This is a genomic window from Bradyrhizobium ivorense (assembly GCF_900696085.1).
Classification (GTDB): Bacteria; Pseudomonadota; Alphaproteobacteria; order Rhizobiales; family Xanthobacteraceae; genus Bradyrhizobium; species Bradyrhizobium ivorense.
On sequence record NZ_CAADFC020000033.1, the window covers coordinates 581,277 to 600,404 of the forward strand.

The 19,128-nt window shown below is 66.5% G+C and carries 14 protein-coding genes; 5 read left to right on the plus strand and 9 right to left on the minus strand.

The features are described from left to right. Window positions 1-3: 3 nt before the first annotated feature. From CI41S_RS41115 to CI41S_RS41130, 4 genes are read right to left on the minus strand one after another with little or no spacing between them, the layout of a single operon-like run. Window positions 4-1,551, minus strand: a complete 1,548-nt coding sequence (locus tag CI41S_RS41115) for an ABC transporter substrate-binding protein (protein WP_139864643.1) — start codon at window positions 1,549-1,551, stop codon at window positions 4-6. 18 nt (window positions 1,552-1,569) lie between these two features. Continuing rightward, window positions 1,570-2,574 carry an ABC transporter ATP-binding protein gene (locus tag CI41S_RS41120; protein ID WP_139864644.1) on the minus strand — a complete coding sequence of 335 codons (1,005 nt, stop codon included), beginning with the start codon at window positions 2,572-2,574 and terminating at the stop codon, window positions 1,570-1,572. After that, the gene (locus CI41S_RS41125) at window positions 2,571-3,647 is read right to left on the minus strand and encodes an ABC transporter ATP-binding protein (protein WP_139864645.1); all 1,077 of its coding nucleotides are present in this window, start codon (window positions 3,645-3,647) and stop codon (window positions 2,571-2,573) included. The genes CI41S_RS41120 and CI41S_RS41125 overlap by 4 nt, the downstream gene beginning before the upstream one ends. Next, window positions 3,647-6,076, minus strand: coding sequence for a CaiB/BaiF CoA transferase family protein (locus CI41S_RS41130; protein WP_139864646.1), 2,430 nt, complete (start codon window positions 6,074-6,076; stop codon window positions 3,647-3,649). Before CI41S_RS41130 ends, CI41S_RS41125 begins: the two co-directional genes overlap by 1 nt. 424 nt (window positions 6,077-6,500) lie before the next feature. Between CI41S_RS41130 and CI41S_RS41135 the strand changes: the two genes are divergently transcribed. Continuing rightward, window positions 6,501-7,715 (plus strand): mandelate racemase/muconate lactonizing enzyme family protein, encoded by a 1,215-nt coding sequence (locus CI41S_RS41135; RefSeq protein ID WP_139864647.1) that lies wholly within the window; start codon window positions 6,501-6,503, stop codon window positions 7,713-7,715. Between the two features lie 226 nt (window positions 7,716-7,941). On the opposite strand, the gene CI41S_RS41140 is transcribed toward CI41S_RS41135, so the two are convergent. The 3 genes from CI41S_RS41140 to CI41S_RS41150 form a co-directional block, all read right to left on the minus strand. Continuing rightward, window positions 7,942-9,177: an ABC transporter substrate-binding protein gene (locus CI41S_RS41140; RefSeq protein WP_172628399.1), complete on the minus strand. Its 1,236-nt coding sequence runs from the start codon at window positions 9,175-9,177 to the stop codon at window positions 7,942-7,944. 102 nt (window positions 9,178-9,279) lie between these two features. Further along, complete coding sequence (locus CI41S_RS41145; protein ID WP_139864649.1) at window positions 9,280-11,319, minus strand: hydantoinase/oxoprolinase family protein; 2,040 nt, start codon at window positions 11,317-11,319, stop codon at window positions 9,280-9,282. A gap of 7 nt (window positions 11,320-11,326) precedes the next feature. Continuing rightward, window positions 11,327-12,982, minus strand: coding sequence for a hydantoinase B/oxoprolinase family protein (locus tag CI41S_RS41150; protein WP_139864650.1), 1,656 nt, complete (start codon window positions 12,980-12,982; stop codon window positions 11,327-11,329). A gap of 267 nt (window positions 12,983-13,249) precedes the next feature. Here CI41S_RS41150 and CI41S_RS41155 point away from each other — a divergent pair, with 267 nt between their 5' ends. The 4 genes from CI41S_RS41155 to CI41S_RS41170 are packed head-to-tail and all read left to right on the plus strand — an operon-like array spanning window position 13,250 to window position 16,501. Then, entirely contained in the window at window positions 13,250-13,756 is a 507-nt protein-coding gene (locus CI41S_RS41155; protein WP_139864651.1) for a DUF305 domain-containing protein, read from the plus strand. After that, window positions 13,756-15,213 (plus strand): YncE family protein, encoded by a 1,458-nt coding sequence (locus CI41S_RS41160; RefSeq protein ID WP_139864652.1) that lies wholly within the window; start codon window positions 13,756-13,758, stop codon window positions 15,211-15,213. Before CI41S_RS41155 ends, CI41S_RS41160 begins: the two co-directional genes overlap by 1 nt. After that, window positions 15,210-15,740 (plus strand): RNA polymerase sigma factor, encoded by a 531-nt coding sequence (locus CI41S_RS41165; RefSeq protein ID WP_139864653.1) that lies wholly within the window; start codon window positions 15,210-15,212, stop codon window positions 15,738-15,740. Before CI41S_RS41160 ends, CI41S_RS41165 begins: the two co-directional genes overlap by 4 nt. Further along, complete coding sequence (locus CI41S_RS41170; protein WP_139864654.1) at window positions 15,737-16,501, plus strand: anti-sigma factor family protein; 765 nt, start codon at window positions 15,737-15,739, stop codon at window positions 16,499-16,501. Before CI41S_RS41165 ends, CI41S_RS41170 begins: the two co-directional genes overlap by 4 nt. An 8-nt stretch (window positions 16,502-16,509) precedes the next feature. Here the strand turns inward: CI41S_RS41170 and CI41S_RS41175 are convergent, their stop codons facing one another. Both CI41S_RS41175 and CI41S_RS41180 read right to left on the minus strand, forming a co-directional pair. Further along, window positions 16,510-17,754, minus strand: coding sequence for an MFS transporter (locus CI41S_RS41175; RefSeq protein WP_139864655.1), 1,245 nt, complete (start codon window positions 17,752-17,754; stop codon window positions 16,510-16,512). A gap of 247 nt (window positions 17,755-18,001) precedes the next feature. Next, complete coding sequence (locus CI41S_RS41180; protein ID WP_139864656.1) at window positions 18,002-18,847, minus strand: CmcJ/NvfI family oxidoreductase; 846 nt, start codon at window positions 18,845-18,847, stop codon at window positions 18,002-18,004. Between the last annotated feature and the right edge of the window lie 281 nt (window positions 18,848-19,128).

Here is a 19,128-nt window from a genome sequence, read left to right on the forward strand (position 1 = left end):
GGTTTAACCTTCCAGCCAGACGTCGTCGTATTTCGGCTTGCCGAGCAGGTTCGGACGATAGCCCTGCACCTTCTTGTTCATCGCGACCAGCTCGAACTGGAACGCCAGCGGCGCGACGAGCGCGTTTTCCATCACCAACCGCTGCACGGCGGCAAACGCCTTGCGCCTGGTGTCGATGTCCTCGGAGGCGCGCGACTCCCTGATCGCGGCCTCGAGTTCCGGCGGCACCGGCGCGCGGCCGCCGTTGAAATAGGCGTCCTTGGTGAACATCAGCGAATAGGTCAGGCTCGGATCGGGCCGTCCGGTCCAAGCCGCGAGCAGGCCAGAGCCCTTCTTCTCCGGGCCGAAGAACGCGGCGGAGGCCTCGGCGACCGGCGCGTTGACGAAGCGCAGGTTCATGCCGGCCTTGCGGAGTTGCTCGATCAGGATTTCCTGGCGCTGCACCGAGTCCTGGTCGGGATAGCCGCCGAGCTCGATCTGGGTGCCCTCCTTGAAGCCGGCCTCAGCGAGCAGCTTGCGCGCCCGGCCGGGATCGTAGGGATAGAGCTTTGCGACCTCGGCGTCATAGGCCCAGTGCGACTTCGGCAGGTTCATGTAGGCGGGCTCGGCCAGGCCGGCCAGCGCGCCCTTGACGAAGGACTCGCGATCGATCGCGAAGTTGAAGGCCTGCCGGACCTTCGGGTTGTCGAACGGCGGCTTGGCCCAGTTCAGAAAGATCTGGAATACGTAGAGCGTCGGTCCGTTCACCACCTTGACGCTGGAGGCGCGCTCGATGATCGCCTTCTGCCGCGGCGGCAGCTGGTAGATCAGATCGTTCTGGCCCGCGGTGACCGAGCGCGCGCCGGTGGTCAGTTCCGGGATGATCGAGAACTCGATGCCATCAGGGTAAGGCCGGTTCGGCTTCCAGTATTTCTCGTTGCGCTTGACCACGATCTTCTCGCCGTCGGCCCAGCTGACGAAAGCGTAGGCGCCGGCGCCGACCGGCTTGCGGGTGACGATGCCGCCCTCGGCCGCCTTCAGCGCAGTCGGCGACACCATCATGCCGGCGCGGTCGGAGAGAATGCCGGGCAGCGCCGTGTCCGGCGACTTCAGCTTCAGCGTCACCTGTTGCGGTCCGGTGACCTCGACCGACGACACCGACACCAGGTCGGCCTTGATGTTCGACTTCGCATCGCTGCGGTTGCGCTCGAGATTGAACTTCACCGCTTCCGCATCGAGCGGCGTGCCGTCGTGAAAGGTGACCCCAGGTCGGATGTTGAGCACGAGCGTGGTGGGATCGGTGAACTTCCAGCTTTCGGCGAGCCCCGGCTTCGGCTTCAGCGTGTCGAACTCCCACTCGGTCAAGGTGTCGTACATCGTGAACAGGAAGGCGTGGTCGGAGCCGGCGCCGCCGGTCGCGGGATCGAGGCTCGACGGGTTGGCGGATGCCGAGATTCGCAGGGTGCCGCCCTTCTTCGGCGCGCCCTCGGCGAAGGCGCGGCCGCCGTGCGTTGTGCCGGCGAGCGCGCCCGAGATCAGCGCCATCGCTTCGCGTCGTGTCGTCATCGTCATGGCGCTTCTCCGGTGTTGTTAGCTCGGTGAAAAATTCGGGCGGTCGGCAAAATGGCAGGCCACCCAGTGATCGGGTTTCAGCTCGCGCCAGTCCGGCGCCTGCTGGGCGCAGAGCGGCTGCGCGTGCGGGCAGCGGGTGCGGAAGCGACATCCTGAGGGCGGATCAATGGGACTCGGCACCTCGCCCTGCAGCACGATGCGCGCGTCGGTCCGCATCGCCGACGGCAGCGGCCGTGGCTCGGCCGACAGCAATGCGATGGTGTAGGGATGCAGCGGCCGCTCGGCGACCGCTTCGGTCGGGCCGAGCTCGACGAACTGCCCGAGATACATCACCGCGACGCGCTCGCTGATATGCGAGACCACGGCGAGATCGTGGGTGATGAAGACGTAGGTCAGGCCGAGATCGCGCTGCAAATCGGCAAACAGATTGAGCACGTCGCCGCGGATCGACATGTCGAGCGCGGCCACCACCTCGTCGCAGACGATCAGTTTTGGCCGCAAGGTCAGCGCACGGGCGATCACGACGCGCTGCTTCTGGCCGCCGGAGAGCTGGTGCGGATAGCGCTCGCCGAACTCCTGCGGCAGGCCGACGCGCTCCAGCGCCTCCCGCGCCTGCCGCTCGCGCTCGGCCTTCGTGCCGATGCGGGCGAGCTCCAGCGGCTCGAGCACGGAAGCCAAAATGGTCATGCGCGGGTTCAGCGCCGCATTCGGATCCTGGAAGATGATCTGGTAGTCGCGGCGGTGGCTCTGAAACGCGCCGCGCGACAGCGCCCTCGGATCGATGCCGTCGTGCAAAATCGCGCCGCCGCTCGGCTGCTGCAGGAACACCAGCGCGCGGCCGATCGTGGTCTTGCCCGAGCCTGATTCACCGATGATGCCAAAAGTCTCGCCGCGGCGGACGTCGAAATTGACGCCATCGACCGCCTTGACGGTGGCGCGGCGGTCGGTGGTCTGGAAGCGGACCTGGAGGTCGTGCACCGAGACGATGGGCTCGCGGCGGGGCTCGGCGGATGCTGCGGTCATTGTCTCGCAACCCTCCCTGTCGCCGCGGTCTCGGGCGGATGCAGCGCGCCGGGCAGATTGAGCTCGGCAAAGCGCCAGCAGCGCACCCGGCGGCCGCCGCCGGCGTCCTGCAGCGTCTGCTCGGCCTCGCAGCCCTTTGCGGCGTGCGCGCAGCGGGCGCGAAAGCGGCAGCCGTTTGGCATGTCGGTAATCGACGGCACCCGGCCCGGGATCGACGGCAGCCGGCCATGCCGCGGGCTCAAATGCGGCAGCGAGCGCAGCAGGCCGGACGTATAGGGATGCAGCGGCCGCACCAGCGCCTCGTCCACCGCGGCATCCTCGATCACCTCGCCGGCATACATCGTGATCATCCGCGTGCAGGTTTCGGCGACGACGCCGAGGTCGTGGGTGATCAGCATCAAGGCGGTGTGCGAGGTCTCGCTGATGTCGCGCAGCAGTTCGAGTATCTGCGCCTGCACGGTGACGTCGAGCGCGGTGGTCGGCTCGTCGGCAATCAGAAGCTGCGGGCCGCAGATCAGGCTGGCCGCGATCATGACGCGCTGGCGCATGCCGCCGGAGAGCTGGTGCGGATAATCGTCGATCCGCCGTTCCGGCGAGGCGATGCCGACCCGGCGCAGCATCTCCAGCGTCTTGGCCCGCGCCTCCTCATAGCCGATATCGCTATGAACGCGCAGCGTTTCGGCGATCTGGTGGCCGACGGTGAACACCGGATCGAGCGCGCTCATCGGCTCCTGAAAGATCATTGCGATCCGCTTGCCTCTGATGGCGCGCATCTGCCGCGCGCTGCAGGAGGCGAGATCGACGCCATCGAACAGGATCTTGCCGTCGAGACCAGCGAAATTGCCCGGCAGCAGCCGCAGGATCGACAGTCCCGTAATCGTCTTGCCGCAACCGCTTTCGCCGACGATGCCGACCCGCTCGCCGGGCGCGATGTCGAAATCGATCTTGCGCGTCGCCTGCCAGACCCCGTGCGTGGTCTTGAAGCGGATGCCGAGCCCGCGCACCTGCAGCAGCGGCCGCGCGCCCTCGCGCGCCCCCTCCGCCCCGCGCTGTGCCGGCTCGCCCGCTCCCATCAGCCCGCCGCCCGCTGCTTCTCTTTCACCAGCTGCTCCTCCATCAGCATCTCGGTACCGATGATGCCCTCTTGCGTCAGCTCTGCAAGCTCGACGTCGGAGAGGCCGAGCTGACCACCGAGAATCTCGCGATTGTGCTCGCCGAGCGTCGGAGGCACCGAGCGGATCGCAAACGGCGCAGTGCCCCCGCGGAACGGCAGCGACGGCTGCGGATGCTGTCCGATGAAGGCGCGGTCGATCTGCTGGATAAACCCGCGCGCCTGGAGCTGCGGGTCGTCCAGCAACTCGATCGGCAGCCGCGCCACGCCGGCCGCAATACCGGCCGCCTGCAGCGCGGCCATCGCATCGTCGGGATCGCGCGCCGAGGTCCAGGCCGTGATCGCGGCCTCGATCTCCGGTTCGATCGCGCGACGGCCGGCGGCCGTGCTGAGCGCGCCGTTCGTCGCCCAGTCCTCGCGGCCGAACAGCCGCGCCAGTTTCGGCCACATCGCATCGTCAGACACTGCGACCACGATCCAGTTGTCCTCGCCGGCGCAGCGGAAGCAGCCATGCGGCACGAAATCCGGATGGCGGTTGCCGTACTTCACCGGCGGCTTGCCGTCGATCGAGTGCGCGACGATCCACGGCGCGGCGAACGGCATCATGCATTCGATCTGCGCGAGATCGATGAACTGCCCTTGCCCGGTCAGCCTGGCGTGGATCAGCGCGGTGAGCACGGCCGCAGCGCCGTTGAGGCCGCCGACGACATCGCCGAACGCGGTGTGGCTCATCACCGGCGGTCCGCCGGCGTCACCCACCACGCTGGGCAGGCCCGAACCCTGCTCCAGGGTCGAGCCGTAGGCGCGGCAGTCGCGATGCACGCTGCCGGCGCCGAACGCCGACATCGACATCATCACGAGCTTTGGATTGATCTGGTGCAGCACGTCGTAGCCGAGGCCGAGCTTCGGCAGCACCTCGACCGAATAATTGTCGACCACGAGGTCGGCATCGGCGAGCAGGCGTTTTGCCAGCGCCAGCCCCTTCGGCCGGGTCAGGTCGAGCGTGATGCCGCGCTTGTTGCGGTTCATGATGCAGTAGCGCACCGACTTCTCGTACATCTGCTCCAGCACGTAGGCCGGGCGGCGGTCAACGCCGCGCCACCAGTCCGGATACTGGATCGCCTCGATCTTGATGACGTCGGCGCCGAGATCGGCGAGCGTGCGGGTGCAGATCGGCCCGGCCCAGCCCATCGAGAAATCGACGACGCGGATGCCTTCGAGCGGCAGCCGGTTGGCCGCAGCAGGCTCTGGCGCCGGCACGCGCGGCGCGGCCTCGCGCCGCTGCTGCTCGCCGAGGTCGGGCACGCGGCCGCCGCGCAGCGGCGGCGTCGCCGTCAGTCGCTGCATCGTGCCTGCCGTGAAGCCGCTCTCGTCGCCGATCGTGATCGGAACGATGGCGCCGCGGGCACGCTTCTCCTCGTCGGCGATGAGGTCGGAAATCTCTGGCACTGGCACGATCGGGATCTTGCGCTTCAAGCCCTCGGCGAACCATTGCTGCGCGGTGCGCTGCTTCAGCTTCGGCAGGATTTTCGCTTCGATATCGGCGACACGGCGCAGCCGGTCGACGCCCATGAACAAGGTTGGATCGTCGCGCAGCTCGGGAAGCCCGAGCATCTCGCAGAAGGCGCGCCACTGCGCCGGGGTCACCGTGGTGACGCCGAGCCAGCCCTGCTTCGTCTCATAGATGCCGACCGGAAAGGTCGGCCAGAACCGGTTGACGCCGATCCGCCGCATGATGTCGCCGCGCTGGAACGCCTCGAACATGATGTATTCGGTGACGGCGATGCTGGCCTCGAACAGGCTGAGATGGCTTTCGCGCCCGCGCCCGTCCGTCATGCGCCCGAGCACCGACGAGGAGGCGGCGATGAAGCCCCAGAGACCGCCGAGAATGCCGGTCTGGAAATCCGGCGCGTGCATCGGCGGCCCCTGCTCCGGCCCGACCAGTTTGATCAGCCCGGTCAGCGCGCGGATCGTGGAGTCGGTTGCGGCGAAGTCCGCATAGGGACCGCGATCGCCGAACCAGGAGAGGTCGAGATGGATCATGCCGGGATTGTCTCGCTTGATCGCATCGAGATCGATGTCGGGACAATCCGCCGCATCGATGCCGCGACCATCGAGCAAAATGTCGCAGCCGGCAATCAGCTCATGCAAACGCGACGCGGCGTCCGCGTCGTTGCGGTCGAGCACGACGCTCGACTTGTTGAAATTGAGAAAGGCGAACCAGGCACTGTGCCCCTTCGGCGTCAGCGGTGCGGTGCGGCGCAACGGGTCGCCCTGCGGCGGCTCGATCTTCTGCACATCGGCGCCGAAATCGGCGAACAGCCGCGCGCAATAGCTGGTCGCAGCCGCGCTTCCGATCTCGACTATCCGCAGATGCGACAACGCGCCCATCACGCTCCCTCGCGAACCCCATGACCAGCCGATGACGATGGCTGATTCAGTTTCTTTGTTGCCTGAACTTGAAGCCGCGCCGACTGTGTGATGCAAGTGGAATTTTCTTCCGCTCGACGGAATACGCGTGATGAAGAATGGAGTTGGACAACCATCTCCGTCATCCTGAGGAGGCCGCAACGCGGCCGTCTCGAAGGATGCACGGCCCGCTATATCCGCGCGGAAAAAGCCGGGCTGTCGATCCTTCGAGACGCGCGCAAGAGCGCGCTCCTCAGGGTGACGGTCTGGGAGTGCAGGCGTGCCGAAATCGATTGCACCGCACGCCCGCTCATCTGCGCTGGCGGTCTGCCGCCGTGCGATTGACGCATTGCTCGATCCGCTATTGTGCCGATGCCAACAACAACACAACACGCCCGGGGAACAGATGACCAAGGCCACCACCATCAAAGCCGTCGAAACGCTCGCCTGCGATGCCGGGTGGCGGAATTATCATTTCGTCAAGGTGACGACCGAGGACGGGCTGGTCGGCTGGAGCGAGTATGACGAGGGTTTTGGCGCGCCGGGCGTGACGGCAGCGATCGAGCGGCTGTCGGCGCGGGTGATCGGCAAGAACGCGTTCCAGCATGAGCGGATCTATGCCGAGCTGTTTGCCGCGACGCGCCCGGCCGCCGGCGGCGTGGTCGCGCTGGCGCTGGGCGCGATCGAGAACGCGCTGCTCGACGTCAAGGCCAAGGCGCTCGGGGTGCCCTGCTACGACCTGCTCGGCGGCAAGATCCGCGACCGCGTCCGGGTCTACTGGTCGCATTGCGCGACGTGGCGCATCAATCATCCCGACTGGTACAAGCCGGCCATTGCCGATCTCGACGGCGTCAAGGCGATCGGCCGCGAGGTGCGCGAGAAGAAATTCTCGGCGATGAAGACCAACATCTTCGTCTACACCAACGGTAGGCCGCAAGGCTGGCGACCCGGCTTCGGCTCGCCGTTCCAGCCCGAGATCAATGTCGACCGCACTGTGCTGCGCAATCTCTGCATGCACCTGGAGGCGATCCGCGACGGCGCCGGGCCCGATGTCGATCTCCTGCTCGACCTCAACTTCAACGCCAAGACCGAGGGCTATCTCAAGATCCTGCGCGCGATCGAGAAGATGGACATGTTCTGGGTCGAGATCGACACCTTCAACCCGCAGGCGCTGGGCTATATCCGCCGCCAGAGCCCGCATCCGATCTCGTCCTGCGAGACGCTGCTGGGCTTGCGCGAGTTCCTGCCCTATTTCACCGAGCAGGCGATGGATGTCGCGATCATCGATACGCCGTGGAACGGGGTCTGGCAGTCGATGAAGATCGCGGCCGCCGCCGAGCACTTCGAGGTCAACGTCGCGCCGCATAACTTTTACGGCCATCTCTGCACCATGATAAACGCGCATTTCTGCGCGGCGGTGCCGAATCTGCGGATCATGGAGACCGACATCGACCGCCTGGCGTGGGACCACGAGCTATTCACCCACGTGCCCGAATTCGTCGACGGCCATCTCGTGATCCCGGACCGCCCGGGCTGGGGCACCGAGCCGAACGAGGAAGGCCTGCGCGCGCACCCGCCGAAGAACAAGGGCGGGCTGCTGAACTACGGCCTGAAGAAGTAGGCGCGTAGCAATCACGCGGCTAAACCACCAAACCCGTCATCCCCGCGCAAAGGCTTCGCCTTTGTCGCTGGAGGTGCGAGCCCTGCGGCGCAATTGCGCCGCTTGGCGAGCCTCGAAGATGCACGGCCCCGATATGTCCGCGCGGTGACAGCCGGGCCGTCGACCCTTCGAGGGCCGCTGAAGAAGCGGCCACCTCAGGGTGACGGTCATAGAGCGAGGTGTAACCTCAATTGTCCTCCCGCACCGCCGTGAATGCGCTCTCGATCACGTCGCCGATCGGCTGCCAGGCGTTGCCGTCGAACTGCACCAGGCGCATCTGCTTGATCGGGCGGAAATCCTTCGGGCCGGTGTTGATGACGATCCCCGGCAGCGCGATCGGGCTCTGATAGTTCTTCAGCGAGGCGGCCTGCCGCATGATGTTCTCGCGCGAGAAATCGTCGCCGCATTGGCGCAGCACCTGGTGCAGCGTATCGGCCGCGGCATAGCCGAACATGGCGTTGATGTCGTCCTTGCCGCCGTCGGGGAAATATTGGTCCATGAAGTCGGACCACGCCTTGATATGCGGATCGTCCCGCCACGAGGCGTCGCCGGCGTCCTTCAGGAACGAGGTCGAAATCACGCCGAGCGAATTCTGCAGGCCGGCCGGCTGCAAGGCGGTGGCGATCGAGGCCGACGCGTTGTCGAGGATGAACACCGGATGCCAGTCCATCGCGGCGACGACACGGATCGCGCGCGCGGCGATCGCCGGCGCGCCGTCGAACACGAGAATCTCGGCACCGGAATCCTTCAGGATTCCGAGCTGTTTCTCGATCCTCGTCTCCGATGCATCGAAGGCGAGATCGGCCACGATCCTGCCGGCTGTATCGCCGAGCCCTTCCTGCAATCCCCTGAACAGATCGCGGCCGAACTGGTCGTTCTGCCACAGCACGGCGATCTTGCGGTCGGGATAGGCGACCTGGATGTAGTTGGCGTAGATCCGCCCCTCGGCGCGGAAGGATGGCTGCCAGCCCATGGTCCAGGGATAGGTTTTGGGACGCGCCCACTCTTCGTCGCCCGAGGCGACGAACAGTTGCGGGACATTCTTCTCGTTCAGGTAGTTTCGGACGGCGAGGTTGCTCGGCGTGCCGAACGAGCCGAACATCAGCAGCACGTTCTGCTTCTCGACGAGATCGCGGGTCTGCTCCATCGCGGCCTTCGGATTGGAGCTGTCATCGACCGAGACGAACCTGATCTTGCGGCCGTTGATGCCGCCGCGCGCGTTGACCATGTCGAAATAGGCCGCCTCGGCCCGCCCGATGGTGCCGAACGCCGCAAGCGGCCCGGTGTAGGGCATGACGTTGCCGATGCGGATGTCGTTGTCGGCCGCAGGCTGTGACGCCTGCTGCGCGCGCAACGGCACAGCGACGAGCAGCGCGGCAACCGATAGGGAAAGCGCTATTTGTGTTCTTGTTTGCATCAACATCGCCATGACGTCGGCGATGTTGCCGACGTTCCTCCCGAGCGACCCGACCTTATCGCCCAAGGCAACGCCGGGAAAATGAAATGTTGATGGCGGAGGCCGGCCTCAGCGCAATGTTATGTCGAGCCAGCCCAGCGGATTGACGGTCATACGATCGCCCGTATCGACCAGCACCGTCGTGGTCTCGGCTTCGATGATCGCCGGACCGGTTAGCGCATGGCCGGGCCTGAGATCGTCGAGCGCATAGACCGGCACCTCGCGCCAGCCGCCGAGCCAGGCCTGCCGTTTCCCGCGCGGCGCGCAGGCCGCGGCTGAGGTGACCTCGCCGACATCGCGGCCACCGGGCGCGACCTTGCCGACCGCGGCGACGCGGGCGTTGACGAACACCACCTCCTGCCCGCGAGAGGCGTAGGTATAGAGCTCCTCGTGGCGACGGTGAAAGCGATCCTCGATCTGCGCCACCAGGTCGGCGGCGCTCAGGTCGAGTTCGCCGAGCGGCACGTCGATCTCGAACACCTGCTCGCCATAGCGCATCTCGGCGGAGCGCTCGATCGCGATCTCGCCCCTGAACCAGGAGCGCAGCCGGCCGGCCGCCTGCTGTTCCAGCGCCGCGAACAACGCGCGCACCTCATCGGCGGAAATCCGCCCGGTACCGTAATGGGTACGGCTGACCTCGTAGCGCAAATCGCTGGTCAGCATGCCCCAAGCCGACAGCACGGATGCTACCGTCGGCACGATGATGCGCCGGATCTCGAGCTCACGCGCGACTTCCGCCGCATGCATGCCGGCGGCGCCGCCAAAGCTGAGCAGCGCAAACTTCCGCGGATCGACGCCGCGGCGCAAGGTCATCAGGCGGATGCCGTCGGCCATCTTCAGATTGATCATCTTGGCGATGCCGGCCGCGGCCTCGATCCGCGACAGCTGCAGCGCCTCGGCGATGCGATCGACCGCGGCTTCCGACGCCGCGCGATCGAGGGGCCGCGCGCCGCCCATGAAGGCGGCGGCGTCGAGATAGCCCAGCACGACATTGGCATCGGTGACGGTGGCCGCGAGGCCGCCATTGCCGTAGCAGGCCGGGCCCGGCACCGAGCCCGCGCTCTCCGGCCCGACCCGCAGCGTGCGGCTGGTATCGACGCTGGCAATCGAGCCGCCGCCGGCGGCGATGCTGGCGATGTCGAGGCTGCGCAGCGCGATGCGCTGGCCCGCCAGCATGCCGTCGGCCGAGAGCGAAGCCTGGCCATCTGATATCAGCGAGATGTCGGTCGAGGTGCCGCCCATATCGAACGGCACAAGATCGGGAATGCCGAGCATTTCCGCGCAGCGGCGGCTGCCGGAGATGCCGCCGGCCGGCCCCGACAGCACGGTGCCCGCGGCGAGCCGCGAGGCCTCCTCCACCGGCGCCATGCCGCCATGCGACAGCACCACGAACAGCGAGCCCTTGAAGCCAGCCTCGGTGAGGCTGCGCTCGAGGTTGGTGAGGTAGCGCTGCACCGTAGGCTGAACATAGGCGTTCACGATGGTGGTCGAGACCCGCTCATATTCCTTGATCTGCGGCAGCACGTCGCTTGAGCGCGACACGCTGACGTCAGGCAGTTCCTTCGCGAGCCGTTCGACCGCGGCAAGCTCGTGCGCCGGATTGAGATAGCCGTGCAGGAAGCAGACCGCGACCGAATTCGCGCCCGACCGTTTCACCTCGGCGATGACGTCGCCGAGCGCAGCGGCATCGAGCGGGATGGCCGCGCTGCCGTCTGCCTTCAGCCGCTCGCGCACGCCAAAACGGCGCTCGCGCGGCACCAGCGGCTCCGGCGGCGGCGTGCGCAAATCGTAGCGATCAGGCTTCAGGCCCTCGCGCATCTCGACGACGTCGCGATGGCCCTCGGTGGTGAGCAGCGCCACCTTGGCGCCCTTGCGCTCCAGCAGCGCATTGGTCGCAACCGTGGTGCCGTGCACCAGGCGATCGGTCGCGGCCAGCATCGCCGCGCGCGTCACGCCGAGGCGGCGCGCGAGCTCGTCCAGTCCGGCCATCACGCCGACCGATTGGTCGGCCGGTGTCGATGGCGACTTTGCGAACACGGTGCGGCCGGTTTGATCGGTCGCAACCAGGTCGGTGTAGGTGCCGCCGACGTCTACTCCAATCGTGTACATCACTGCCCTACACCGCTTTCGAAACCAGACCCTGGGCGGCGTCGCGCGCCCGCGCGTCCGCCGAGCGCCTCGAAGGCGGGCCCCAGCCGCCGCCGCCGGACGAGCGGACCTCGAGACAATCGCCGGGACGCAGCTCGATACCGACCTCTTTTGTCCTGAGCACGCGCGGCTCGCGGCCTTCGGAGAGCAGGCGGTAGCGATGCGGCTCGCCGTCCTTGCCGCCGAGCATGCCGCACGGGCCGTGCCGCGCGCCGTCGCCAGCGGTGTTGCCCTTGGCCGGCTTCTGCGTCTCCAGCACCATGTCGAGCGCGACCCCGAGGCCGCCGCGATGCTGGCCGTCGCCGCCGGAATCGGGGCGGAATTCGTGCTGGCGGAAATGCAGGGGGAAGCGCACTTCGGCCACCTCGATGCTGCCGAACTTCAGGCCGCCGACGGTATGCCACTCGCCGATCGACGAATAGCCGTCGCCGCCGATCGAGGCGCCGCCACCGGGCCGCGCCTGGAACATATGCCAGATGAAGTTGCGTCCGTTGCGCGGATCCTCGCCTTGGATCGCGATGCGGAAGCGGCGACCCCATCCGCCCATCACGCGGTTCGGACAGGATGACGCCATCGCCTTGATGATCGCCTCGACGATTTCATTGGACGGATGGCTGGTGCACAGCGTCACGGGGCGGCCGGGATCGGCCCAGACGATGGTGCCTTGCTTTGCGATCACCTTCAGCGGCCGCAGCGCGCCGGTGTTTTTCGGAATGTCGGCGTCGATCAGATAGGCGAACGCCATCGCCACCGCAGCCTGCATGTTGGCATGCGAGGAATTGACGAAGCTGGTCGACTGCGGATCGGAGCCGCTTAGATCGACCTCGATGTCGCTGCCCTTTTTCGTCACCTTGGCTGATATCCTGATGTCGGTGCGGCCATGGCCGTCGTCGTCGAGCAATGCCTCGCCATGGAATACGCCGTCCTTCCAGGTCGACACCACGGCGCGGGTCTGTTGCTCGGTGGCATCAAGGATCGCCTCGATCGCGGCCTCGACGGTGTCGGCGCCGAACTCGCTGAACAGTTTTGCAACCCGGCGCTCGCCGAGATGCGCCGCGCCCAGCATCGCCGCGAGGTCGCCGCGGAATTCTCTGGGGTTACGGATGTTCAGCGCCAGCAAGTCGAGAAGGTCCTCGCGCGGCTTGCCGGCCTCGTAGAGTTTGATGGGCGGAATGCGGATGCCTTCCTGATAGATCTCGGTGGCGCCGGGATTGTAGGCGCCGTGGGTGGCGCCGCCGATGTCGCTCTGATGCGCGCGAACGATGGTCCAGAGCAGCCGCTTGCCGCCGTCGAACACCGGCACGAACGCGGTGACGTCGGGCAGATGGCTGCCGCCGCCCTGATAGGGATCGTTGAGCAGGATGACGTCGCCGGGTGCGACGTCCTTGAAGCGTTCCTCGACCGCAAGCGTCGCCCAGGGCAGCGCGCCGACGTGCACCGGAATGTGATCGGCCTGCGCGATCAGCCGGCCGCGCGTGTCGCAGATCGCCAGCGAGAAATCGCGGCTGGAATTGAGGATCTGCGAATAGGAGGTACGCAGCATGGCCTCGCCCATCTCCCGCACGATCGAGGAGAGACGGTGCTGGACCACGGAGCGGGTGATCGGATCGATCTTGCTGGACATTGTTGCCTTGGGTAGCGGCGGGATTGCGCAAACGAGACGGAGACCGGCCGACCGGAGCCGGAATTCCCTCTTATAGCCAGAGGTTTGCCGATCGCAAACCGGGCGACCCGGCGAACGATGCGATCGATCAGCAAGTCGTGATCGGTCCCATGGAATAGAGCTCGCGCCACTACGTCCCACCCACGAAGCCGACGGCTTCAACGCCTGCGCGGCCCGGCCTCGGCCGTGGCGGGCAGCCGCCTCACGACAACCTTCAGGGTGTTTCAGATGATCCTGCGATTCTTCAGACCCGGCCTCGGCGCCGCGCTGCTCGGCGCGCGCGTCCTGTTTGCCCTCGCCGTCTCTCCGGCCGCAATGGCACAGGAAGCCAATCACCCGGTGCAGGCCGGACAGTCGGCCGAGGAGCGCGCGTTCCTCGCCGAGAACGATACCGCGATGACCAAGATGATGAACGACATGGCGGCCAAGCCGACCGGCGATGTCGATCGCGACTTCGTCGCGATGATGACGCCGCATCACCAGGGCGCCATCGACATGGCTGTGATCGAGCTCCGCTACGGCAAGAACGAACAGCTCCGCCGCATCGCGCAGGAAATCATCGTCGACCAGCAGCAGGAGATTCAGGCGATGAAGCTCGCGATCGGCGAGCCGCTCGCGGCCTCCGCGCCCGCTCCGACAGCACCCACCCCGACAGCACCCGGCCCGGCGGCGCCGGCCGCCGCACACGATCACATGCACATGTCCCACGAGATGAAGATGCAGGAGACCAAGTGATGAACCGTCAGTTCCTGAAGGGCCTGTTGGCCTCGACCATGATCGTGATGTCGACCGCCGCCTTCGCCGGACAGGCGCCGGGTGCGGCGTCCGCGCCCGACATCCCGGTCAGCCATCACGACCGCGTCTACGCCGCTGAGCAGTTCTCCAACACCGTCTCGGTCACCGATCCCGCCGACAACAAGCTGCTCGGCGTCATCCGGCTCGGCGATCCGCAGCCCGGCAATTTCAGTCCGCTCTACAAGGGCCAGGTGCTGGTGCACGGCATGGGCTATTCGCCGGACCACCGCACGCTGGCCGTGGTCTCGATCGGCTCGAATTCGGTGACCTTCATCGACACCGCGACCAATGCGGTCAAGCACACCACCTATGTCGGACGCTCGCCGCACGAGGCGTTCTTCACGCCGGACGGCAAGGAGGTGTGGGTCACGGTGCGCGGCGAGAACTACATCTCGGTGATCGACCCACAGACCTTCAAGGAAACCGCGCGCATCGAGGTGCCGCCCGGCCCGGGCATGCAGATCTTCTCGCCGGACGGCAAGTACGGCTACATCTGCTCGTCGTTCAATCCGGAGACCGACGTGGTCGAGGTCGCCGACCACAAGATCGTCGGCAAGGTGAAGCAGGAAAGCCCGTTCTGCCCTAACATCGCGGCCTCGCCCGATGGCGATCAGGTCTGGTTCACGCTCAAGGACACCGGCAAGACCCAGGTGTTCAGCGCCAAACCGCCGTTCAACGCGATCAAGACGATCGACACCGGCCCGATCACCAACCACGTCAATTTCGCCAAGACGCCCAAGGGGACCTTTGCCTATGTGACGATCGGCGGCACCAACGAGGTCAAGGTATTCCGGACCGATGATTTCTCGCAGGTCGCGACCATTCCGGTCGGCAACCTTCCGCACGGCGTCTGGCCGTCCGGCGACGGCACGCGGATCTATGTCGGCCTGGAAAATGCCGACGCGCTGGCCGCGATCGACACCGCGACCAACAAGGTGATCGCAAACATCCCGATCGGCCAGGCGCCGCAGGCGATCGCCTACGTGCCGAACGCCGCACCCAACCCCGACGATCGGCAGAAACTGCAAGGCCTCGGCGTCGCCGGCCAGGCCGCGCATCTCACCCTGGCACCCAAGAAGCAAGCCAAGGGCGACAAGCCGCCGACCAGCGTCTCGCTGTTCGATCAGGGGCTGAGCCAGGTGCTGCAGGCCTCGGTCACCGGCCTCGAACCGAAGCAGCATTACGTTCTCGCGCTGGCCGACAAGGCCGACGGCAGCGGCATGCTGGAGCCGCTCGCCGCCTTCATGACCAACCCGGCGGGCTCGGCGATCGTCAATGCGGCTGGCCCGATCAGGCAGATCGTGCAAAGCTCGACCAAGGCCGAGCGGCGCTATCTGGTCATCGCGCCCGGCGAGCCGTCCAAGCTCGGCGCGGTCGTGCAGGTCCAGACGCCATGAGCGACATGCTGCACCAGATCGAGCCGGTGATTCCAGCGCTGCGCCGCTATGCGCGTGCGCTGGTCCGCAACCACGCGGCGGCCGACGATCTGGTGCAGGACTGCCTGGAGCGCGCCGTCAGCCACTGGAATCAGCGGCGCGACACCGGCAGTCCGCGGCCCTGGCTGTTTGCGATCCTGCACAACCTTGCCGTCAACCAGTTCCGCCGCGCCTCGACGCGCGGCCAACACATCTCCATCGACGACGCCGGCGAGCACGAGGTCGGAGAAAGCGCCGTGCAGGAGCAGAAATTGATCTATCAGGACGTCCTCGGAAAGCTGGCAAAACTTCCCGATGAGCAGCGCGCCGTGCTGCTGTTGATCGCCGTCGAAGACCTGAGCTATGCGGAGGCCGCCAGGGTGCTCGACATCCCGATCGGCACCGTGATGTCGCGGCTGTCGCGGGCTCGCGAGCGGCTGCAGCAGGAACTCGAACGGCCCGCGGGCAGCCAGGGAAGAAACGTCGTGCAGTTGCGGAGCAATTCATGAGCATTCGCCCCATCTCGGAAGACGATCTGCACGCCTATGTCGACCGCGCGCTCGAGCCCGAGCGGCAGGCCGAGGTCGCCGCCTATCTGGAGAGCCATCCCGACGTGGCAAAGCGCGTCGCCGCCTTCGCCGATCAGCGCGGCTGGCTGCGCTCGGCCCTTGGCCCGATTGCCGAGGAGCCGCTGCCGCCGCAGCTCAATCTGTCCAGGATCATCGAGAGCCGGCGCCGCCGTCCGTCGTCGGCGCGCTGGGCGATCGCGGTGATGCTGATGCTCGCGATCGGCGGCATCGGTGGCTGGACGATGCGCGGCGCGACGCAGGCGCCGGCGAGCGGCCTTGCCGCGCTCGCCCAGGAGGCCAGCGATTCCTACCAGGTGTATGCTTCGGATCGCACCCGGCCGGTCGAGCTGCGCGACAGCACCGAGCTGGTGTCGTGGGTCTCCAGCCGGCTGCGCCAGCCGGTCAAGCTGCCGGATCTGAGCAAGTCGGGATATCGCTTCATGGGCGGCCGCGTGGTGCCGACCGCCCACGGTCCTGCGGCGATGTTCATGTATGACGATGATCACGGCGAGCGGCTGGTCGTGCTGACCCGGCCAATGACGTCGGATCAGAACGCGCCGATGGCGCCGCATGCGGGCGGCAACATCGCCGGCTTTTCCTGGGCCGACGGCGGCATGGGCTACAGCCTGGTCGGGCCGGGCGCAGCCGAACAGCTGAGGCCGCTGGCCAACGAGGTCCGCAAGCAGGCGCGGTCGATCTGATCGGGGGTCTACGCTTTGGTATAGACCCAGAACAGCACGACCCCGATCAGCAGCACGCCCGCCATGTACAAGAGCACCGCGGGCAGACCGAACAACGCGGCGACGCCGGCGGTAATCGACTGCATCAGCGCCGCGCCAAGGAAGAAGGCGAGGTTGACCGCCGACAAGGCCTTGCCGGTGTTCTGGGCGTCGACCAGTTGCCGCGTCATGCCGAAGATCAGCGGCTGCGCCGAGGTCGAAAGCCCGATCAGGATCAGCAGCACGAGATCGTATTGCGACGGCATCACGGCGACGCCGAACAGGTTGGAGACCGCAAGATGCGGTGCGCCGGCGGCGAGCAGCGTCAGCAGCAGCGCCGCGGTCGCATGCGCGGCCGCCACCATGGTGCGGCGATGCCCGAACTTGCGATCGAGCACGCCGATGCAGAGCGGGCCCACGATCATCGCCAGCGTGAACAGGCCAAGCACATTGCCGGCCTCGATGCGGCTCAGCCCCTTGACATCCATCAGCCACGGCCCGCCCCACAACCCGCGCAAGGTCAGCGACGCGCCGAGCGACACCAGCGACAGCGCGATCAATCCGCGCAGACTGCGCGACAGGCCGAGGCGCAACACCTCGGCCATTTGATGCAGCGGCGAGGAATCGTCGGCATGCGCGGCCGGCTGCCGCGGCACCAGCGCGAACACCGCGACCAGCACCGCGAGCGCAAAGCCCTCCGAAACCCAGAAAGCGGCGCGCCAGCCGAACCGGTCGACCACGAAGGCGAGCGGACTCGCCGACAGCAGCATGCCGATATTGCCGATCGACAGGATCAGGCCCGACCACAGGCCGAATTTTGCGGCCGACATCTGCTTGGCCGCAAGCGTCATCGGGCACATCAGCATGCCCGAAGTGGCGACGCCGAGCAGGAATTGCCCGAGCACGAAGCTCGCGGGACCCGCCGCCAGCGCCGAAACCAGCGTTCCGACCACGGTCCCCGCGAGCAGGCTCAGCGACACCGGCCGCACGCCAAAGCGATCCATCGCGGCACCGACCGGCACCTGCGATGCGGCAAAGGCGAAATGATAGACCGAGGTAAGGCTCGCCAGCGCCTGCGGCGAGGCGCCGAAATCGGACGCCATCAGATCGAGGCTGATCGCCGGAATGGTGCGCAGCAACGTCGACAGCATGTGGCCGCAGGCCAATGCCAGGAGTGCAAGAACCAGGGCGCGGAAGCCGATTCCCGCCTCCCGCGTCGTCACCACGCCGTCCATGAATCGCCATCTCCCCGAGCGTCTTGTTCTAGAGCGTCTTGGGGACGGCGTAACACTATTGGGCTGATGGTGCCAACCGCCTAGCCCTCTCCCCGTTCTTCACGGGGTCGAGACGAGCGAAGCTCGCTCTGAGAGGGTTGGGGTGAGGGGCTGTCTCAGTAAAAATGGCAACAGTCGGATATGCGGAGGCTCCCCCTCACCCGCCGCTTCGCGGCGACCTCTCCCCGCAGGCGGGGCGAGGTGACCTCTACTGCTTATGAAACACCAGCGTCCTCAGCTCGATGCTCTCGCGCGGTGCGGCGTCGGCCGGCGTGGTCGGATCGACGAACGCGGTGTGCGGTCCGAACCGGGTGCGGCCGTCGGTCGCCGAGTCGTAGCATTTCAGCAGGATCGCCTCGTCCGGCGTCATCTCGGGAATGTAAAACCAGCGATGGTTCGGGTTGTACTTCACCGAATAGGTCTCGCCGCTGCGGTTCGGATAGATCAGGTCGGAGGCGACGAGATCCTCCGGCGCCACGGTAGTGCCGTCGGCCATCGCCAGCGGTGAATCGCGCAGCGGACCGCGGATCGGGCGCCACAGATTGATCACCTGGACGCGGCCCTTGACCAGCTCCTCGGCCTCGTCGGGCAGATGCTCGAACACGCGGTTGCGGCCGGAGACGTCGGTCTGGTCGACATGGACCCGGGTCGCGGGCTGGCGCGGACCGGCGCCGCGGATGTCTGCTGCACCGTCAACGCGCTTGCGCACGGTGTGATCGAAGATCAGGACGCGATCAGCCTTCAGCGTCGCCTTCAGGAAAGCCTCGACGGCGGGGTAGTAGACCTTGCGGACTTCGTTGTCGTCGTAGAAATCCTTGACGAAGGTCGGATGCTTGACCAGGGCAAAGCCCTCGCGATCGAGCGAGAAGTTCTCGGCGATCAGCCGTCCGTCGAAGATCGGAACGTTGTGGGGTTCGGGCAGCGCGGTGGATTTGGGTTCGCCCGGCGGCGGATCGAAGGCGTAGGTGCGGGGCTTGCCCGGCGTCGGCGCGAGATAGTTGAGTTCGGCGGTAACAAACGGCAGCGACTCGATGCGAGTTTCTTGAAGGCCCATGGTGATCTCCCGGACTCGATTGTTCGTCTATTTGATTTTGGCGGCGCGGGAGGACGCGGCAAGGCCGCGGCGAAAATAGCAACGTTGCGGTTTTGGCAGGTCGGGAATGGAGAAAATCCTTCCGGTGCCGTCCGCGCCGTGTGGTTGGTTATTTTGCGATTCACAGGAGCAGGCGGACTCGCGGCTTACCCCTCTCCCCAACCCTCCCCCGCAAGGGGGGAGGGAGCCTGACCTGCGTGCTCACCTCACTTTGATGAGCGCAGAGCAAGACCCGTGGATTC